General features: G+C 69.5%; 14 protein-coding genes. 8 read left to right on the top strand and 6 right to left on the bottom strand.

Annotation, left to right across the window (positions count from 1 at the left end; genetic code table 11):
- Positions 1-40: 40 nt before the first annotated feature.
- Entirely contained in the window at positions 41-4348 is a 4308-nt protein-coding gene (locus ABD156_RS19975) for a GH92 family glycosyl hydrolase (RefSeq protein ID WP_344275409.1), read from the bottom strand.
- Between the two features lie 207 nt (positions 4349-4555).
- Here ABD156_RS19975 and ABD156_RS19970 point away from each other — a divergent pair, with 207 nt between their 5' ends.
- Positions 4556-5209 (top strand): class I SAM-dependent methyltransferase, encoded by a 654-nt coding sequence (locus ABD156_RS19970; RefSeq protein ID WP_344275406.1) that lies wholly within the window; start codon positions 4556-4558, stop codon positions 5207-5209.
- The gene (locus tag ABD156_RS19965; RefSeq protein WP_344275403.1) at positions 5188-5841 is read left to right on the top strand and encodes a class I SAM-dependent methyltransferase; all 654 of its coding nucleotides are present in this window, start codon (positions 5188-5190) and stop codon (positions 5839-5841) included. Before ABD156_RS19970 ends, ABD156_RS19965 begins: the two co-directional genes overlap by 22 nt.
- 3 nt (positions 5842-5844) lie before the next feature.
- Here the strand turns inward: ABD156_RS19965 and ABD156_RS19960 are convergent, their stop codons facing one another.
- Both ABD156_RS19960 and ABD156_RS19955 read right to left on the bottom strand, forming a co-directional pair.
- A complete protein-coding gene (locus tag ABD156_RS19960; RefSeq protein WP_344275400.1) occupies positions 5845-7149 on the bottom strand; it encodes a M20/M25/M40 family metallo-hydrolase in 1305 nt (434 codons plus the stop codon).
- Entirely contained in the window at positions 7142-7969 is an 828-nt protein-coding gene (locus ABD156_RS19955) for a M55 family metallopeptidase (RefSeq protein ID WP_344275397.1), read from the bottom strand. The genes ABD156_RS19960 and ABD156_RS19955 overlap by 8 nt, the downstream gene beginning before the upstream one ends.
- Before the next feature lie 188 nt (positions 7970-8157).
- Here ABD156_RS19955 and ABD156_RS19950 point away from each other — a divergent pair, with 188 nt between their 5' ends.
- The 5 genes from ABD156_RS19950 to mptB all read left to right on the top strand — a co-directional run bounded on the left by ABD156_RS19950 (position 8158) and on the right by mptB (position 15408).
- On the top strand, positions 8158-9933 hold the full coding sequence (locus ABD156_RS19950; protein ID WP_344275394.1) for an ABC transporter substrate-binding protein: 1776 nt from the start codon (positions 8158-8160) through the stop codon (positions 9931-9933).
- A 232-nt stretch (positions 9934-10165) separates the two neighbouring features.
- Positions 10166-11194, top strand: a complete 1029-nt coding sequence (locus tag ABD156_RS19945) for an ABC transporter permease (protein WP_344275392.1) — start codon at positions 10166-10168, stop codon at positions 11192-11194.
- Positions 11191-12105 (top strand): ABC transporter permease, encoded by a 915-nt coding sequence (locus tag ABD156_RS19940; RefSeq protein ID WP_344275389.1) that lies wholly within the window; start codon positions 11191-11193, stop codon positions 12103-12105. Before ABD156_RS19945 ends, ABD156_RS19940 begins: the two co-directional genes overlap by 4 nt.
- Positions 12102-13754 (top strand): nickel ABC transporter ATP-binding protein NikE, encoded by a 1653-nt coding sequence (nikE, locus tag ABD156_RS19935; RefSeq protein ID WP_344275386.1) that lies wholly within the window; start codon positions 12102-12104, stop codon positions 13752-13754. The genes ABD156_RS19940 and nikE overlap by 4 nt, the downstream gene beginning before the upstream one ends.
- A gap of 91 nt (positions 13755-13845) precedes the next feature.
- Complete coding sequence (gene mptB, locus ABD156_RS19930) at positions 13846-15408, top strand: polyprenol phosphomannose-dependent alpha 1,6 mannosyltransferase MptB (RefSeq protein ID WP_344275384.1); 1563 nt, start codon at positions 13846-13848, stop codon at positions 15406-15408.
- Between the two features lie 39 nt (positions 15409-15447).
- Here mptB and ABD156_RS19925 read toward each other — a convergent pair whose 3' ends face one another.
- The 3 genes from ABD156_RS19925 to ABD156_RS19915 form a co-directional block, all read right to left on the bottom strand.
- Positions 15448-16257, bottom strand: a complete 810-nt coding sequence (locus ABD156_RS19925; protein ID WP_344275381.1) for a hypothetical protein — start codon at positions 16255-16257, stop codon at positions 15448-15450.
- A 143-nt stretch (positions 16258-16400) separates the two neighbouring features.
- Complete coding sequence (locus ABD156_RS19920; protein ID WP_344275379.1) at positions 16401-16850, bottom strand: hypothetical protein; 450 nt, start codon at positions 16848-16850, stop codon at positions 16401-16403.
- 50 nt (positions 16851-16900) lie between these two features.
- Positions 16901-18454, bottom strand: a complete 1554-nt coding sequence (locus tag ABD156_RS19915) for a hypothetical protein (protein ID WP_344275376.1) — start codon at positions 18452-18454, stop codon at positions 16901-16903.
- A 121-nt stretch (positions 18455-18575) separates the two neighbouring features.
- On the opposite strand from ABD156_RS19915, the gene ABD156_RS19910 reads away from it, so the two are divergent.
- Positions 18576-19055, top strand: a complete 480-nt coding sequence (locus ABD156_RS19910) for a nuclear transport factor 2 family protein (RefSeq protein WP_344275372.1) — start codon at positions 18576-18578, stop codon at positions 19053-19055.
- Position 19056: the final 1 nt, after the last annotated feature.

The following is a 19056-nucleotide window of genomic DNA, read 5'->3' as shown; positions in this document are numbered from 1 at the left end:
AATCCGAGCCCCTGGCCTGCGGCTGTCTACCGGGAACCGATCAGAACTGCGCGCACTGCCCCGCGGAAGGCCCGCGAACAGTATTGGCGAGCTGATGATCGGTCGGGGCAGGGGAGTTGCCCGTGCACGCCAGCGGCCCGCCCACCGTGCTGCTCGCGATCAACGGCCCCTGGTTCCCCGTCAGGTTGACCGGGCCCGAGATGTCCGTCAGCTCGATCGACACCGGCCCGGTGGAGCCGGTGATCGACACCGGACCCGCCACCTTCGTCCGGTTCAGCACCACCTGCGCCGCACCGGCCGCTGACACCGGACCGGTGATCTGGCCGCCGCGCACGATCAGCGAAGCGCCGCGCGCCACGTTCACCGGGCCGGACACCGTGGCGCCGTTCAGGCACACCACACCGCTCGACACGGTCAGCGGGCCGTTCTGCACGCCGGTCAGCGTTTTGCCGCACGAGGCGTCCGGGCGGCCCAGCAGTTCGAACTCCGCCAGCGTCGCCGGACCGCCGGTGGTCGCGGTGACCTCGAGCCGGTAGTAGGCGTAGTGCGCCGGGTTCTTCACCGCGAACGCCCGGGTCTGCTGCCGCCACTGGAAGGACTGGTCGGTCTGCTGATCGGCGACCGTCCAGTTCTTCCCGTCGTACGAACCCTTCAGCGTCCAACTCTTCGCATCACCCGCACCAGTGCCGGAGGTGAGCGTGTAGTGCGTGACCGCCTCGTCCGTCGACTTCAGCTGGTACTGCACCGCACCCGTAACCTTCGCCTGCGTGCGCGAAGTGTTGTCCACCAACGCCGACGCGTCCGAACCGTCCGAAGTGGACAGCGTGCCCAGTCCCGGACCGGTCTCGTCGTGCAGCGGCGTCGGCACCGCGTCGCCCGTGGTGATCGACTTCGGCGCGTCGCCCGCACCAGTGCCCCACGTCGACGGGTTCGGGCCCATGTCGAAGTCGAGCGTGGCGCCGTGGGCGAGCACGTCGTGCGGCAGCGACGTCGACGTCCAGTTCTTCCCGTTGACCTTCAGGCCCTGGACGTAGACGTTCTTCGCCGAGTTCTTCGGCGCGTTGATCACCAGGTCCCCGCCGGGCAGGTGCACGGTCGCCTTGGTGAACAGCGGCGACCCGATCGCGTAATCCGGGCTGCCCATCTGCAGCGGGTAGAAGCCCAGCGAGCTGAACACGTACCACGCGGACATCTCGCCGTTGTCCTCGTCGCCCGCGTAGCCCTGGCCCAACTCGCTGCCGGTGTACAGCCGCGACACCGCTTCGCGCACCTTCGCCTGCGTCTTCGCCGGCTGGCCCGCGTAGTCGTACATGTAGAGGATGTGGTGCGAGGGCTGGTTGGAGTGGCCGTACTGGCCCATCCGCACGTCCCGCGCCTCCCGCATCTCGTGGATCACGCCGCCGTAGCTGCCCGGGTAGTTCGCGGTCTCCTGGTCGGCGAAGAACTGGTCGAGCTTGGCGCCCAGCTTGTCCTTGCCGCCGTAGAGATTCGCCAGGCCCTGCCCGTCCTGCGGCACGGTGAAGGCCATGTTCCAGCCGTCGGTCTCGGTGTAGTCCCCGCCCCACACCCGCGGGTCGTAGGAGGCCTTGTCCTTGGTGAACTTCCCGCTCGCGTCCTTGCCCTGGAAGAACCCGGTGCTCGGGTCGAACAGGTTCACGTACTGCTGCGCCCGGCTCGTGAAGTACTGGTAGTTCTCCAGGTACTCCGCCTTGCGCGGGTCGTTCGCCGCGGCCGTGTCGTACAGCTTCTTCGACAGGTTAGCGATGCCGAAGTCGTTGACGTAGCCCTCGATCGCCCACGAGAAACCCTCGCCGGTCGAGTTCGGCGTGTAGCCCAGGAACTCCGACTGGTCCAGCCCCTTGCGGCCGACCGCCGAGTTCGGCGGCGTCACCGTCGCGTTCTTCAGCGCCGCGTCGTAGGCCGACTTGACGTCGAAGTTCGTCACGCCCTTCTGGTACGCGTCAGCGAACGCGACGTCCGAGCTCGTGCCGGTCATCAGGTCCGCGTAACCGGGGGAGGACCAGCGCGCGATCCAGCCGCCGTCGCGGTACTGCTGCACGAAACCGTCCACCATCTTGCCCGCCATGTCCGGCGTGAGCAGCGAATACGCCGGCCACGTCGTGCGGTAGGTGTCCCAGAAACCGTTGTTCACATAGGTCTGGCCGTCGACGATCTTCGACCCGGTCTGCGTCGCGGTGTCCGTGCCGGTCTTCGGCGAAACCGGGCTCGCGTACTGGTACTTCGGCGCTTTCTTCGTGCCGACGTTCTCGAAACCCTCGTTCGGGTACAAGAACAACCGGTACAGGTTGGAGTACAGCGTCTCCATCTGGTCCTTCGACGCGCCCTGCACCTCGATCACGCCGAGCTGCTTGTCCCACGCCTGCTGCGCAGCGTCCCGCACCGCGTCGAACCCGGCGTTCGGCGCGATCTCCTGCTCCAGGTTCTTCTTGGCCTGGTCCACGCTGATCAGCGACGTCGCGATCCGCATCGTCACCGTCTTGTCCGCACCCGCGGCGAACCGCAGATACCCGGTCACGTTGTCCCGGTTCTGCCCGGTCAGCTTGCCGCCGGTGGTGACGGGCTTGTCGAACGTCGCGTACACGAACATCCGCCCGGCGCCCGCGGACAGCCCGCTCTTCGCGTCGGAGTACCCGCTGAGCGTGCCGTGCGCCGGGTCGAGCGTGAGCCCGCCGGAGTTGTTGACGTTGTCGAAGATCAGGCTGGAATCGTTGCCCGGGAAGGAGAACCGCATCATCGCCGCGTGATCCGCCGGCGCGATCTCGGTCTTGATCCCGTTCTGGAACGTGACGCCGTAGTAGTGCGCCCGCGCCACCTCGTCGTCGTGCGTGAACGGCAGCGCCCGCTTGTCGCGGTTCGCGTCCGGCACCCCGCTCGCCGCCGACGGCATCACCTGGAAGCTCTGCCGGTCGCCCATCCACGGGCTCGGCTCGTGGCTCACGCTGAACGCCTGCAATGCGGGAAGATTGTCCGCGTTGTTCTGCGAGTGGTAGTTGTACAGCCAGCTCGCCGAACCCGCGTCCGTCACCGGCGTCCAGAAGTTGAACCCGTGCGGCACCGCGGTCGCCGGGAAGTTGTTGCCCCGGGAGAACGTGCCGTTCGCCATCGTGCCGCGCGTGGTGAGCACGTTGTCGCTGGGCCGGGTGCTGGCCGGCGGCGTCGGCGTCGCGGAGATCTTCAGATCGTCCAGCCAGCCCGCGAACTGCGCCGGGCCGTTCGCGTTGTCGTAGCCGATCGCGATCCGGTCGATCGTCTTGCCCGCGGCGACCCGCCCGATCGCCGAACGCACCAGGTTCCACTGGTTCGCGTACAGGACCTTGCTCGCGCCCTGGCCCTCCGGCGTCAGCGGGAACCCGTACTGGTCGGTCGCGCCGAGATCGCGCAGATGCGTGCCGTCGGTGAAGTCGAGGTCGACCGCGACGTTCGTGCTCGGGTACTTCAGATCGCCCTCGACGAACTGCGGCTGCACCTTGTAGGACAGCTCGGTCGTCCCGGTCACCGGGATGTCGACGTCGTAGACCTTGTTGTAGGAGTACCCGTGCCCGGCCTTGGGCTGGCTGCCGGAATACCGGAACGCCTTCTTGCCGGTGAACCCGACCCGGTTCTTGTTGGTGTAGCCCGAATTCGGGCCCGAGTCCACCACGCTGCGCATGTTCGGCAGCGGCGGCGGGGCCGGATCGTCGTTGGCCAGCAGCAGCTCCGAGAACTGCATGATGTCGTCGCCGTGATTGCGCGTGACGTCCATCCGGTAGTACCGGTACGCGTCGCTCGGCGCGGACAGCTTGTAGTCGTTCTGCTGGAACCGCTTGTCGAACGACTGGCCCGACTGCTTGTCCAGATCGGTCCACTGCTGCCCGTCGTTCGAGCCCCGCAGCGTCCAGTCCTGCGGGTCGCGGCCGGGCGCGTCGTTGGCCGAGGACACCGCGTAGTGCGTGATCTTCGTCGGCTCCGACAACGTGAACGTCACCGACGCGGTCGGATCCCACGACAGCCACTTCGTGCCGGTGCTGCCGTCGATCAGGTTCGCGGCGACCTCGCCGCCGCCGGTGTTCTCGCTGGTCGCGCTGATGTCGGTGACCTTGCCCCGGATGTCGCCGGGGATCGCGGTCCCGTTCGCGCCGTCGACGCCCGAAGCCCGCGGCTTCCCGGCGGAATCGGTGTCGACGGCGTCCTGCGTCGGTTGCGGGTCGGTCGGCTCGAACGAAGAAACGAAGTCCGGCGGGGCGGCCTCGCCCGGCGCGGCACCGGCCGCGGCGGGAAGGACGACCAGGCCCGCCGCCGCCACAGCCACGGCGAGCACGACGTGGAACGGTCTGGCGCTTCGGGGCATCATTGCTCCCAGTTCGTCAGGGGGGATCAGGGATCGGGACTCGGGGCCCCGGAAGCTCAACTCGCGGGTGACATCGATGTCAAGGCCGCCCCGCAAACCTGACCGGAAACGGACAACCGCCGGGCGCCGCCGCTGCGGCAACCGGGTGGCGCCCGCACGGCCAGTCGAGCGCACCGGCGCCCGGGCCCGGCGGGTATAACAGAGTCCATGCCAGACGACGCCATCGATCCCGACGAGGAAGCCCGCCGCCGGGCCGGACTCGCACTCGCCAACGGTGACCCCACCGGGTGGTTCGAGCCCCTGTACGCGGCCGCGGAAGCCGGAGAGGCCGTCCTGCCGTGGTACCGCGGCAGGCCCTCGCCGGACCTCGCCGCCTGGATCGAGGGGCGGCCCGGCGCCGGCCGCCGCGCCCTCGTCGTCGGCTGCGGGATGGCCGACGACGCCGAACTCCTCGCCGCCTCCGGCTACGAGACCTCCGCCTTCGACGTCTCGCCCAGCGCGATCAAAGCGGTGCTCAACCGGTTCCCGGACACCGTCGTCTCCTACCGCACCGCGGACCTGCTCACCCCGCCCGCGGAATTCCACTACGCGTTCGACCTGGTCGTGGAGATCATGACCGTCCAGTCGATGCCCAAGGACGTCCACGACCCGGCCATCGCCTCGGTCTCCGGCTTCGTGGCGCCCGGCGGGACGCTCGTCGTCGGCGCGGTCGCCGAGGAAAGCATCGACCTCGACACCTGGGACGGGCCGCCGTGGCCGCTCAGCAAAGCCGAGGTCGAATCCTTCGGCCGCGACGGCGTCACCCTCGCCTCGCTGGAACGCGTCCGCGAGGACCGCTGGTGGGCGGAGTTCACCCGCTGATGCCCGAGGACCGTCCCGCGACAAGCCACGAACGCCAGGCAGGCCGTCCGTGGGACGAGTCCTATCAGGACGGTCCGGCCCCGTGGGACCTCGAACGCCCGCAACCGGCGATCGCCGAGCTCGCCGCCGAGGGCGCGTTCCGCGGCACGGTCCTCGACGCCGGATGCGGAACCGGCGAGAACGCGCTGCACCTCGCCGCGGCCGGACTGTCCATTGTGGGCATCGACGTCGCGGAAACCGCGGTGGCGCAAGCGAAAGAGAAGGCCCGCGTCCGAGGTCTCTCCGCCGAGTTCGCGGTCGGCGACGCGTTCCGGCTGTCCACGCTGAACCGGACCTTCGACACAGTCCTCGACTGCGGGCTGTTCCACACCTTCGACGCTCAGGAACGCCGGACCTACGCCGCCAGCCTCGCGTCCGTCACCGAACCGGGCGCGAGGCTGCACGTCCTGTGCTTCCGCGACACGGACGGGGACGCCGGTCCGCACCCGGTCACGCGAGCCGAACTGGAAGCGCCGTTCCAACGAGAAACCGGTTGGCAGCTCGAAACCCTGCGAGACAGCAAGATTGTCGCCAGGTTCGCGCCGGACGGTCTTCCAGCCTGGCTGGCGACCGTCCAGCGCGTCACTCCCTGAACCTCAGCAGGACTCCAGGAACCGCGTCAGCACCCGCGTCCCGAACCGCAGCCCGTCCACCGGCACCCGCTCGTCCACGCCGTGCGCCATCGCCCGGTACGGGAACCCTTCCGGCAAAGCCAGGGGAGCGAAGCCGTAACACGCCATCCCCAGCTGGGTGAACGCTTTCGCGTCCGTTCCGCCGCCCATGCAGTACGGCACCACGACCGCCTCCGGATCCTCCGCCCGCAGCGCCGCCGCCATCGCGTCGAACCACGGCGAATCCACCGGAGCCTGCACCGGCGGCTGATGCGCCACGAATTCCCGCGTGACACCCTCGCCCAGCAACGAATCCAGCACCGCGAACAGCTCGTCCTCGGTGCCCGGCAGCACCCGGACGTCGACCTGCGCGCTCGCCTTCGACGGGATCACGTTCACCTTGTACCCGGCGTCGAGCATCGTCGGCGTGGTGCTGTTGCGCACCGTCGGCACCACCAGCGACCCGGCCGTCCCCAGCCGCGCCACCGTTTCGTCGACCGCCTCGCCGGACGAAAGATCCACCGGCACGCCCAACGCGGCGCCGGTCCGTTCCAGGAACGCGCGCACCGTCGGCGTCAGCTGCACCGGCCAGCGGTGGTCCGCGATCCGCTGCAGCGCCCCGACCAGTCGCACGACCGCGTTCTCCGAATTCGGCCGCGACCCGTGCCCGGCCCGCCCGGTCGCGGTGAGCCGCAGGTGCGCGGTCCCGCGCTCCGCGGTGCCGACCGGGTACAGCCGCACTTTCCGGCCGTCCGCGGCGGGCACGTGATAGCTGTACCCGCCGGACTCGCTGATCGCCGCCGCGCAGCCCTCGAACAGGTCCGCGTGCTCCTTGACCAGCCAGTGCGCGCCGTAGTCGCCGCGGTCCTCCTCGTCGGCGACGAACGCCAGCACGAGATCCCGCCGCGGCCGCAGCCCGGACGCGACGGCGGCCAGCACCATCGCGCAGAAATCCTTCATGTCGACCGCGCCCCGGCCCCACAGGAACCCGTCGCGGACCTCGCCGGAGAACGGCGGTACAGACCAATCGGCCGCGGCCGCGGGCACCACGTCCAGATGCCCCTGCACGAGCAGCGCGGGCAGTGTCGGATCGGTGCCCGGGATCCGCGCGATGACATTCGACCGCTGCGGTTCGGACTCCAGAATCCGCGCCGAAACCCCGTGCTGGCCCAGGAATTCGGCGACGTACTCGGCGGCCAGGCGTTCGCCCGCGGCCTCGCCGTCGCCCCAGTTGGTGGTGTCGAACCGGATCAGGTCCGCGCACAGCGAAACAACGTCGACCTCAGCCATAAATGCCCTGCACCGCCCCTGCCGCGATGGCCGTGACCACCTTGAACGCCTTCATCGCCTCGGTCATGCTCGGCGCCTCGAACGCGACGCGGCGCGTCCCGGTCTGCTCCACGGTCGGGATCACCGCGGTCGCCTGCGCCAGATGGCTCGCGTCGAACTCGACCTCGATCCGGTGCCGCCCCGGCGTGCGCTCGGCCCGCCCGGCCAGCGCCATCGACTCCCGCGCGCCGGTTTCCAGCAGCTTCGCCGTGCGCGCCGGCGGCAGGCAGATCGCCGCGTACCGGCTCACGCATTCCTTGACCTGCACCAGTTCCGCGTCCGGCGCGTAGTCGCGCGCGTCCTCGCAGGTCTGGTCGTCGCCGCTGACCAGCAGCACCGGCACGCCGTACTCGGCCGCCATCGCCGCGTTCAGCCTGCCCTCGCTCGCGGGCACGTCGTCCAGCCACACGCCGGTGATCTGGTTCTCCAGATAGGTGTGCGACAGGACGCCGTCGAACCCGGCGCCGGCGTGGTAGCCGAGGAACACCACACCGTCCACACCGGAATCGATGCCTTGCATCATCGACAGCGGCTTGTGCCGCCCGGTCAGCATCCGCGCGCGTTCGTCGAGGTCTTCCAGGAGCAGGTTGCGCTGCGACGAGTGCGCCTCGTTGACGAGCACGTCGGTCGCGCCCGCCGCGTACAGGCCGGCCAGCACCGCGTTGACGTCGCCGGTGAACATGCCCCGGAACCGCTGCCACTGCGGGCTCCCGGGCACGACGTCGTCGGTCCAGGTGACCCCCGTGGCGCCTTCCATGTCGGCCGAGATCAGGATCCGCATGCCGGGCACTCTAGTGATCCGCGCCGCGACCATAACGATCGGACACGCAGCGGCACCGTCACATATTGCGCGCTTCCCGCCGTATGTGGTTACTTTTCGTCTCTGGGGTCGGGGATTGACGATGGGGTGGTTCTCAAGTGCGAAATAAGCACAGGCGGCACGGGTTGCGCCGCGTTTTCGGTGTCGTGATGGCAGGAACGCTGGCGATTCTGCCGTTGGCGGGCACTGCGGCCGCGCAGCAGCAGGCGCAGCCGAAGGTGCTGCGGGTCGCGTTGACCACTGGTATCGACCACTTGAACCCGTTCACCGCCGGGCTCGCCGCGTCGACGCAGGTCGGCCGGTTCATCTACGAGTTCCTGACGATCCCGTCGCAGGACAAGGCCGAGGCCGCGCCCGCGCTCGCCGAATCGTGGACGACGTCGCCGGACAAGCTGACCTGGACGTTCAAGATCCGCAAGGGCGCGAAGTGGTCCGACGGGCAGCCGGTCACCGCGAAGGACGCCGCGTTCACCTTCAACCGGATGCTCACCGACGCCACCGCGCGCACCGCGAACGGCAACTACGTCGCCAGCTTCCAGTCGGTGACCGCGCCGGACGACGCCACGCTGGTCATCAAGACCAAGACCGTGCAGTCGTCGATGGCCCTGCTCGACGTCCCGATCGTGCCCGAGCACGTGTGGTCGCAGATCAAGGACTACAGCGACCCGAAGACCGACACCATCCCGGTCGTCGGCGTCGACGACGGGCCTTACCAGATCACCGAGTACAAACAGAACGAGTACGTCAAGTTCAAGGCCAACAAGGACTACTGGCGCGGCGCGCCCAAGGTCGACGAGCTGCAGCTGCTGGTGTTCAAGGACGTCGAGGCCGCGGTCAACGCCCTCAAGCAGGGCGAGGTCGACGTGATCAACCGGCTGACCCCGACCCAGTTCGACGCGTTGAAGGACCAGCCGAACATCGCGCTGAACAAGGCTCCCGGCCGCCGCTACAACGAGATCAACCTGAACTTCGGCGTCCAGAACTCGGAGAACAAGCCGATCGGCAACGGAAACCCGGTGCTCAAGGACATCCGGGTGCGCCAGGCGATCGCGCAGTCGATCGACATCCCCACGATCGTGGACAAGGTCGCCGGCGGCTACGCCCAGCCCGGCGGCGGCGTGATCCCGCCGATCTATTCGGCCTACCACTGGGATCCGGCTCCGGGGGAGGCACGCAAGTTCGACCTCGCCGCCGCCAACGCCGCGCTCGACGCGGCCGGCTACCCGAAGGGCCGCGACGGCATCCGCACCGCGCCCGGCGGCGCGCGCCTCGAACTGCGCCTCACCGGCCACGCGAACCGCGCGCCCGACCAGCGCCTCGCCCAGTACGTCACCGGCTGGCTGCACGACATCGGCATCTCGGTGAAGCAGGAACTGGTCTCGGACGACGAGCTGAACGACCGCACCAACGCGGGCAACTACGACCTGGCGATCTCCGGCTACGCGAACAACCCGGACCCGGACTACTCGCTGGCCCTGCACACCTGCGCCGCGCGGCCGAACGCCCAGGGCAAGGGCGGCACCACCGACACGTTCTTCTGCGACCCGCAGTACGACGCGCTCTACGCCAAGCAGCTCGCCGAAACCGACCCGGGCGTGCGCGCGGGCTACGTGAAGCAGGCCCAGGCGCGGCTCTACAGCCAGGCCGTGAACGTCGTCTACGACTACGACAACGCGCTCGAGGCCTACCGCTCCGACAAGTTCTCCTCGTTCGGCAAGCAGCCGCAGCCCGAGGGATCGATCCTCGAGCAGACCGGCTACTGGGGCGTCTACGGCGCGGTCCCGGCCGACGCTTCGGCCGCTTCGTCGGACAGCGGCTCCGGCACGACCGTGTGGATCGTCGTCGCCGGGGTCGTGCTCGTCGTGCTCGTGGGCGGCGGCATCGCGCTGTCCCGCCGCGGCAAGTCCGCCGACGACCGGGAGTGAACCCGATGCTCTGCCAGCCGACTGCTCCAGCGCGCGAGTCCGACGCCGGAGACCCAAGCTTTCCGGCTTCGCCGCGCCGACCGTCCACAAAGGACACAGCGCCCCCCGAAATGCCAGCCCTATGCCCTCGCGACCGCTCGCTCGAGTCCGTGAGGGGAACCCTGCGAGACTCTGAGTCCCTCAGGGTTCCCCTCACGGACAGCCGGACCGTCCAGCGGAGGGGGAACCGCGGGTGAGCCAAGCGATCGCGCCCGACCAGGCCGCGGTGCTCGCCGACCCCGACGAGCGCCGCGGCGGGACCGGGACTCTCCGGTTCGTCCTCACGAAGATCGCCGAGGCGGTCGCCAGCGTCTTCCTGGTGATCGTCCTCGGGTTCTTCCTCTTCCGGCTGCTGCCCGGCGACCCGGTCGCGTTCATGGCCCGCGACCGCCCGACCGACCCCGGCCAGATCGCCGAACTGCGCGAGCGGCTCGGCATCGACAAGCCCGTCCTGGCCCAGTTCGGGAACTACTTCGTCGGCCTGTTCCAAGGCGACTTCGGCGAGTCCTACATCGAGCGCCGCCCGGTGCTGGACATGATCGGCGAACGGCTCTGGCCGACCGTGCTGCTCGTCGGCAGCGCGACCGTCCTGGCCGTCGCGCTCGGGCTGTGGCTCGGCATCCGCGCGGCGTGGAAGCGCGACAGCTTCTTCGACCGCGCGCAGACCGGCATCGCGCTGACCTTCTGGTCGGTCCCGCAGTTCTGGCTCGGCCTGCTGCTGCTCGTGGCCACCAACGGGCTGTTCCCCAGCCGCGGCATGCACTCGCCCGACGCCGGGCCCGGGTTCTTCGCCCAAAGCCTCGACGTGCTGCACCACCTGATCCTGCCGTGCCTGACGCTGCTCGCGGTGTTCTACGCGCAGTACATGCTGGTGATGCGCTCGTCGCTGCTGGGGGAGATGAACGCCGACTACCTCACCACCGCCCGCGCGAAAGGCCTGCGCGACGACCTCGTCCGGCGACGGCACGCGGTTCCCAACGCCCTGCTGCCCACCGTGACGCTGGTGTTCATGCAGTTCGGCACGGTGGTCGCCGGCGCGGTCACCGTCGAGGCGGTGTTCAGCTGGCCCGGCCTCGGCCAGCTCACCTACGACGCGCTGCACGGCCCGGACCTGCCGGTGCTGCAAGGGGTTTTCATCGTCCTCGCCAGCGCCGTCGTCCTGATGAACCTGTTCGCGGAGCTGCTCTACCGCGTGCTCGACCCGAGGGTGCGTACCGCATGACCGCCGCAACCACCGCCGAGAGCGCCCGCGCGATCGCGTGGCGCCGCCGCCGCGCCGGAATCGCCCGCACCTGGCACGAGTTCGCCACCCAGAAAGCCGCGCTCGCCGGGCTTTTCCTGCTCGTGCTCACCGTCCTGCTCGCGCTGCTGCTGCCGCTGATCAGCGACCAGAGCGGCCTCGACGTCACCCGCGTCACCGGGAAACCGCTCAGCCCGCCGGACAGCCAGTTCTGGCTCGGCACCGACATCGACGGCCGCTCGGTGCTGCTGATGACCGTGTGGGGCACCAGGATCTCGCTGCTGGTCGGGTTCTGCGCGACCGCGCTGAGCGTGTTCATCGGCACCCTGATCGGCATCACCGCCGCGCACTTCGGCGGCTGGGTGTCGGCGATCCTGTTGCGGTTCACCGACTTCTTCCTCGTGCTGCCGTCGCTCGTGCTGGCCATCGCGCTGGCTGCCGTGCTGCCGCAAGGGATCTGGACCATCGTGCTCGCCATCGGCGTCACCGCGTGGCCGAGCACCGCCCGGCTGGTCCGCGCCCAGACGCTCACCATCGAAAGCCGCCCGTACATCGAACGCGCCCGCGCGCTCGGCGGCGGACACCTGCACGTCGTCACCAAACACGTGCTGCCCGGCGTCGCCCCGCTCGTGCTCGCCAACACCACGCTCGTGGTCGGCAACGCGGTGATCGCCGACGCCACCCTGTCGTTCCTCGGCGTCGGCGACCCCACTTCGATCTCCTGGGGCGCGATGCTCGAAACCGCCCTCAACAACGGCGCGGTCACCCGCGGCGCCTGGTGGAACCTGCTCCCGCCGGGCATCGCGATCGTGCTCGTCGTGCTGATGTTCACCCTCGTCGGCCGCGGGCTGGAAACCGTGCTGAACCCGCGGCTCAAAGGACGGCACTCGTGACCGCGCTGCTCGAACTCAAAAACCTCGGCGTCACCTACCGCACCGGCGGCGGCGACGTCCCCGCGGTCCGCGGCGTCGACCTGCGCCTCGACGCGGGCGGCACGCTCGGCGTCGCGGGGGAGTCCGGCTCCGGCAAGTCCACCGTGGCGATGAGCGTGCTCCGGCTCCTGCCGCGCAGCGCGAAGATCACCGGCGAAATCCTGCTCGACGGCGAGGACGTCAGCGAGATGCGCTGGGGACGGCTGCGCGCGGTCCGCTGGGCCGAGGCGTCCGTGGTGTTCCAGGGCGCGATGCACGCGCTCAACCCGGTCCGCCGCATCGGCGAGCAGATCGCCGAACCGATCCGCCTGCACGCCCCCGACGGCAAGGCGCAGACCGAAGCACAGGTGCAGGCCCGGGTCACCGAACTGCTCGAACAGGTCGACCTGCCGCGCTCGCGGGCGGGCGCGTACCCGCACGAGCTCTCCGGCGGCCAGAAACAGCGCGTGATGATCGCGATGGCGCTGGCCTGCGAACCGCGGCTGGTGATCGCCGACGAACCGACCACCGCGCTCGACGTCATCGTCCAGGCCCAGGTCCTGTCCGTGCTGTCGAAACTGGTCGCCGAACGCGGCATCGGGCTGATCATGATCAGCCACGACCTGTCCGTGCTCGCCGCCACCTGCGAACGCATCGCGGTGATGTACGACGGCGAACTCGTCGAGGAACGCCCCAGCGCCGAGCTGATGTCCTCGCCGCAGCACGAACACAGCCGCGCCCTCGCCGCCGCCTTCCCGACGGTCGGCGACCCGGTGTCGCGCTACGCCCCGGCCACCGCGACCCCGCTGCCTCCGGAGCCGGAGGAGCGCGCGGGTGCGGACGAGGCGCCGCTGCTCGCCGCCGAGGACCTGCACGTCACGTTCCGTGACCGCAAGGGCAAGCGGATCCACGCGGTCAACGGAGTGAACCTGGAGGTCCGCCGGGACGAGATCGTCGCGCTGGTCGGCCAGTCCGGCTCCGGCAAGACCACCCTCGCCCGCACCCTGCTCGGCCTGCAGAAACCCGACTCCGGCGCGGTCCGCTACGCGGGCAAGCCGGTGCCCGCGGGCGGGGCCGGGCTGCGCGCGTACCGGCGGGAAGTCCAGCTCGTGCTCCAGGACCCGACGAGCGCGCTGAACCCGGCCCACACGGTGTACGAGGCGGTCGCCGAAGGCCCGCGTATCCACGGCCTGGCGAACGAACGCGACGTCGTGCTCAAAGCGCTCGAATCCGCCGAACTGCGCCCGCCGGAGAAATTCCTCGACCGGCTCCCGCACGAGCTGTCCGGCGGCCAGCGCCAGCGCGTCGTCATCGCGGGAGCCCTCGCGCTCGAACCGTCGCTGCTGCTCGCCGACGAACCGGTGGCCTCGCTCGACGCGTCGGTGCGCGGCGAGATCCTCGCACTGCTGCTCCGGCTGCGCCGCCAGCTCGGCCTGTCCGCGCTCGTCATCACCCACGACCTGGGACTGGCCTGGAACATCGCCGACCGGGTCGCGGTGATGTACCGCGGCGAACTCGTCGAGACCGGTACCGTCGAACAGGTCCTGCTCGACCCGCAGCACGAGTACACGAAGTCGCTGCTCGCGGCGCTCCCCGGGGGCACCGCGCAGCGGACCGCGGCCGAGGCCTGACCGCAGTCCGCTCCGGGCGCGCGCCGAACCCGGGCGCGCCCGGAGCCAGTGCGGGGCGGGCCGACTGCACCCGGTAATCTTCTGGATCGAAATGGCCACTACTATCGACGACGCGCAGCCGAACGCCGGAAGTCTCGACCGGCAGTTCCTGACGCCTTCGCGCTTCCCCTACCGCACCATCGCCATGGGCACGGTCGGAAGCGCCCTCCTCATGCTCGCCGCGCTCGGCGCGGGCGGCATCCTCATCCGAGACCCCGTCATCGGCCACGGCCCGCTCTCGTGGATCCGCTACGGCCACGGCCGGGCGCTCGCCAACGCGCTGCTCTACAGCGGCTTCGGCCTCGTCGTGTGGGCGTGGGTCCGGCTCGGCCGCTACGCGCTCGCCGGGCGCATCGGCAGCAAGCCGATCCTGATCGCCGCGCTGTGCTGGATGGCGCCGCTGATCGTGTCGCCGCCGCTGTTCACCCGCGACGTCTTCTCCTACCTCGGCCAGGGCGCGCAGCTGCTCTACGGGCTCGACCCGTACGCCAACGGCCCCGCCGAGCTGCCCGTGCTGCCGAACGTCGTGCAGAACGTGCACCCGCTGTGGCAGACCACGCCCGCCCCGTACGGGCCGCTGTTCCTGCTCATCTCCAAGGGCATCGTCGCGATCACCCAGGACCACATGATCGCCGGCGTCATCCTCACCCGGCTCGTCCTGCTCGTCGGGCTCGGCATGACGCTGTGGGCGCTGCCCCGGCTCGTCAAGCACCTCGGCGGGAAGCTCCCCGTCGCGCTGTGGGTCGCGGTCGCCAGCCCGATGATGGTCATCCACCTCTTCGGCGGCCCGCACAACGACCTGATGATGCTCGGCTTCCTCACCATCGGGATGCTCGCCGCGCTCGAGCGCAAACACGTCATCGCGGTCGTGCTCGTGACGATCGGCATGCTGATCAAGCCGACCGCCGCCGTCGCGCTGCCGTTCATGGTCTGGATGTGGGCCGCGGACATGCGGGGCCCGTCGAAGACGAAGAACTTCTTCAAGGCCGGCGCCGCGGCGGTCGGGCTGTTCCTGCCGGTGTTCGTCGTCGGCACCTGGGTGTCGCTCGGCTCGCTCAACCTCGGCTGGTGGTCCGGGCTCAAGGCCCCGCAGCTGATCACCAACTGGCTGAACTTCCCGAGCGGCATCGGCGAGGCCGTCTACAACCTCGTCCACATCTTCGCCACCGTCCAGCCGTCGCCGTTCGTCACCGTCGCGCGCGCCATCGCGATGGTCGGCCTCGTCGTGTTCGGCATCCGCCAGTGGTGGCTCGCCCGCGGCGGCGGCAAGGAAGCCGTCTACCGCGCCGCGATCACCCTGCTGGCCGTCGCGATCCTCATGCCGCCGACCCTGCCGTGGTACCTCACCTGGGGCTTCGTGCTGATCTCGGCGTTCCCGTGGGAACGGCGGAACCTGTCCGCGATCGTGGCGATCTCGGTGTTCGTGACCCTCGTGTACTACCCGACGGGGGAGCAGGCGCTCTACGACTGGTGGTTCATCGCGATCGTCGTCGTGGTCAGCCTGTACGCCGCCGCGTCCCTGCTGCGCCCCGACCCGCTCGGGCTCGTCGCCGCGTGGCGGAAGAAGCCCAAGGACGAGGAATTCCTTCCGGACGCTCCCGCCAAACCGCTGTGAAAGGGTGGTCTCGGCCTCTCGTCGGGACCACCCCCCCGGCTACTTGCGGTTCGCGCGGTAATTCCGGAACAGCAGGTAGGTGTCGAGAATATCCGCAGGGTCGCTCTCCACCGAGCGGTAAATGCCCCACTTCGGCCGCACGTAGTCGCCTTGATCCGGCAGCTTCACCCCGGTCTTGCTGCCCTGCGCGGCGATCGGCGCCCCCGCACCGGCGCCGCTGCGGATCACGCAGGCCGCCGCGCCCGCGTCGCCCGGAGTCAGCGTCCACTCGATCGTGATCCACTTGTCCCGCAACGGAGCCAGCTTCGCCGCCGCGATCGACGGCGAACCCGGATTCGCGTACGCCCGCGCGGAAATCATCTCCACACCGCCGTCCCGGACCAGGTCGAGCGTCACCCACGGACCTTCGTTCGTCGCCGGGGTCTTCGTCTGGAAAATGTGCGTGAACCGGCTTGTCCCGTGCAGACTGGCCGGGATGAACATCTCGTAGGACAGCGTCCAGGTCTCGCCGTTGCGCATCTTCAGCGCGGAACCGTTCTGCACCATGCCCTTCGTCTCGGTCCGCTGCCGATCCCCGCCGCCCGTGGTGTCGCGGTCGTCTCGCCAGATGGTGAAGCGGTAGTGATTTCCTTCGACCACCACGTATTTCCGGTCGGGGTGCGCACCGCCGCGATCCGCCTCTACGCCCTCGAAAGCCTTCAGCCCGTCCTTCACGGGATCGGGATGCCACAACGGGCTCGCGGCCGTAGCGAACCGGGCCAGCGGGCCAGCCAGAACCGGCACGGCGAGCGCCGCCCCGGCCATCGTGCGCAGCGCCGTACGGCGCGGAAAAGCAGAGGAATCCGGCATCACGGAGTGTCCTTTCCGAACAGGAACGAAAGGGGCACATCGGCCGGCGGCGTCGTACATCCGATGTCTGGCAGGTCAAAGGTAAGAGTCTTGCCGAAGGCGGTCAAGGCCCGGTCACCGCAGGGGAACCGATCAGAGGATCGTCACCATCGGCTTACTGTGCGAAGGATCGGATTGATGCTCTTAAGCTCGTCGAGCAGGTGCAGCGCTCCGCGCCGGACTTCCTCGTTCGCGCTGTGCGTGAGCGGCTCGCACATCCCGACCGCGGCGTCCCGGTCGCCGGAGGTGATCCCCAAGACCTCGCTGACCGCTCGGTCGATCCATTCCGCCTGCTCTGGATCAGCCGTCGCGAGTGCTGTTGCCACCAACCGGATGCACGTGGCGTCGAGCCGCTGAAGCAAGGCTCGCGCGGTCGCGTCGATGACGCCCGTGTCTTTGCTGTCCAGCACGAGATTCACCAGTGCCTGTTGAGCCTCAGGGGCGTCGGCGAAGTTCGCCAGGCTGCGTCCGGCGTCCGCCCTGTCCTGGTAAGCCGGACTGCTCGCCAACGAGACCAGCGAAGTCACGCACGCGCGCCTCAGTTCGGTATTCACGGGTACACCTTTCACCCGCGGCCGGCCCGTCTCAACGGGTTTCTTCGCGCTCAGAACATCTTGCTCATCACGTCGTGCCAAGCAGTCACGGTCTGCGCGAGCTGCGCACCGGTCTTGGCGGCCTCGGTCACCGCGCTCAACGCCAGTTTCGCCCGGCCGCGCTTCTGCTTCTCGCCGGGTTCGGCGGCGGCTTCCGCGATGTCCTTGACGTGGTACAGAAGCTCCTCGCGCTCCTCGTCCGGCAGATCGGGATCCTCGCGGACCGCGGCGGAAAGCGCCTCGATCGCCTCGGCGAGCCGGTCGTCGCGGCCGGCGACCGGAGCCAGCACCGTCGTGATGTCGCGGACCGTGCTGTTGAGGATGAAGTTGCTGTGCGTCACGTCGCCGCCGATTTCGATGCGGTGGCCGGACTGCGGCGCGGAATCCCGTTTGTAGTCGGCCATGTTGCCGAGCACCTCCGTCAGATAGTCGAGCGCGATGGTCACGTAAGCCAGATAGGCGCGGGCGAAGCTTGCGGCGTCGAGCCGGTCCGTGCTCCACCGGGCCACGAACTCGAAACCCTCGGTTCCCTTGGCCAGCCGACGGCGGATCTCCTCGGTCACGAACCCGTCGAGCACCCCGCCGTCCAACTGCCACGCGGAACCGAACCGGAGCGGCCACGGCCCGGTGAGCGCCGCCTCCTTCAGCTTCGCAGTGTCTTCGATGAAGTCCCGGAGATCCTGCTCCATCGCCTCGCCCGACACGTGCTCCTTGAACCGGGCTTCCTTCGGCCGGTGCATGAGCGGCAACAGCTTGGGAAGGGGGAGCGCGGCCAGCCCGTCGGCGACCGCGACGAGCGCGCTGTGCAGGTCGCCGAGAAAGGCTTCCCATTCGCCGGGCGGGAGCACCGCGATCCCGGCACCGTCGTCCGCTCGCCCGTAGCGGGTGCTCAGGGCTTCGCGGAACCGTTTGGCGAGCGGATCGGTGATCGGGGCCAGCAGGCGCTCCGCTTCGGGATGGATGCCGGAGAACAGGATCCGGCGCGCGGAAGCCCACACGAACAGATCCTTGATCCGGCCGACCGTTTCCCGGGCAGGGCGAGTGCCGTCGCGCTCGAAACCCCACCAGACGTTGTACCGGCCGTAGTCTTCCTCCTCTTGAAGGAAACGTCCCGGTTCGCACGGCCGCTCGACCTGCGGGCGCAAGACCTCCGCGTGCGCCCGGGCCTCGTCGGCGACGCCGACGGTGAGCGCGGCGAGCACCTCGCGGATCGTGCGCCTGGCCCGGTCGGCGTCAGACACGGCGTCGCGAGCCGAGCCGCTCAAGGTCAGTTGCACCGGACCCGGGTGGCGCGGTGCGGGCAGCTTGGCTTCCCTTGTCTTCCGCTGCCATTCGGAGGCCTGCGAAGACCGCTCAGAGCTGGTCTTGTCCCTCACGGCCTGCGTGTTCGCCGCGATCTTCGCCTTGTTCTTCTCGTACGCTTTCGACGCGAGCCGGAGACCGCCGCCGATCAGCGCGATCCAGACCAGGGCGTTGAATCCGTTGGCCACCGCATGGTCGAGGTTGCTGCTGACGGCCGCGGCGATCAGCATCACGACGACCACCACCGCGATTGCACACCCCACAACGCCTCCCCCCGATGCGCGGCGGCCCCACCGAGGGTGCGACCGCCGTCACAGCATGATGCCACGGCGCCCGGACGCGGGACGATGAACCGAGACAGCGGGACCCCGAGGGGAGAAGCCGGTGCAGGAAACGGATCAGCACGAACTCGACGCCTTGCTCGCGACAGCCCGGATCGTCCGCACCTTCAACAGCTACTACCGCGCGGTCGACGAGCGGCAGTTCGACGCACCGCGTTTTCAGCGGATCTTCGCGCCGGACGGGAAGATCGTGCGCCCCAACGGCGCGGAGACCGCCGGCCCGGAGGACATCGCCGACAGCCACGCCCGCAGCTTCGCCCGCTTCGAGTCGAGCCAGCACCTGCTGACCGGCCACGACGTCGAGATCCACGGCGCCACGGCCGTCGTGCGCGCGAATCTCGTCGCGATCCACCTGTGGAAGGACCGCCCGGTCACCGTGCGCATGGAAGACCGGGCGTTCACCGCGGGCGGCGTCGTCACCGCGGACCTGCGGCAGACCGGGAACGGCTGGCGCATCACCGAAGTCCGGACCCGGATCCTGTGGCGGACCGGCTACTTCGGGGACCTCGCGCAGACGCGCTGAC

The organism is Amycolatopsis albidoflavus, assembly GCF_039525725.1.
GTDB lineage: Bacteria > Actinomycetota > Actinomycetes > Mycobacteriales > Pseudonocardiaceae > Amycolatopsis > Amycolatopsis albidoflava.
Note: the sequence above shows the minus strand (reverse complement) of the source record. Positions and strands in the feature narration are given on the sequence as shown.

Excerpts from the sequence above, each read along its gene's own strand:
- ABD156_RS19975 (WP_344275409.1), bottom strand. The coding sequence starts at position 4,348 with ATGCCCCGAAGCGCCAGACCGTTCCACGTCGTGCTCGCCGTGGCTGTG.
- ABD156_RS19970 (WP_344275406.1), top strand. The coding sequence starts at position 4,556 with ATGCCAGACGACGCCATCGATCCCGACGAGGAAGCCCGCCGCCGGGCC.
- ABD156_RS19960 (WP_344275400.1), bottom strand. The coding sequence starts at position 7,149 with ATGGCTGAGGTCGACGTTGTTTCGCTGTGCGCGGACCTGATCCGGTTC.
- ABD156_RS19955 (WP_344275397.1), bottom strand. The coding sequence starts at position 7,969 with ATGCGGATCCTGATCTCGGCCGACATGGAAGGCGCCACGGGGGTCACC.
- ABD156_RS19950 (WP_344275394.1), top strand. The coding sequence starts at position 8,158 with ATGGCAGGAACGCTGGCGATTCTGCCGTTGGCGGGCACTGCGGCCGCG.
- ABD156_RS19940 (WP_344275389.1), top strand. The coding sequence starts at position 11,191 with ATGACCGCCGCAACCACCGCCGAGAGCGCCCGCGCGATCGCGTGGCGC.
- mptB (WP_344275384.1), top strand. The coding sequence starts at position 13,846 with ATGGCCACTACTATCGACGACGCGCAGCCGAACGCCGGAAGTCTCGAC.
- ABD156_RS19925 (WP_344275381.1), bottom strand. The coding sequence starts at position 16,257 with ATGCCGGATTCCTCTGCTTTTCCGCGCCGTACGGCGCTGCGCACGATG.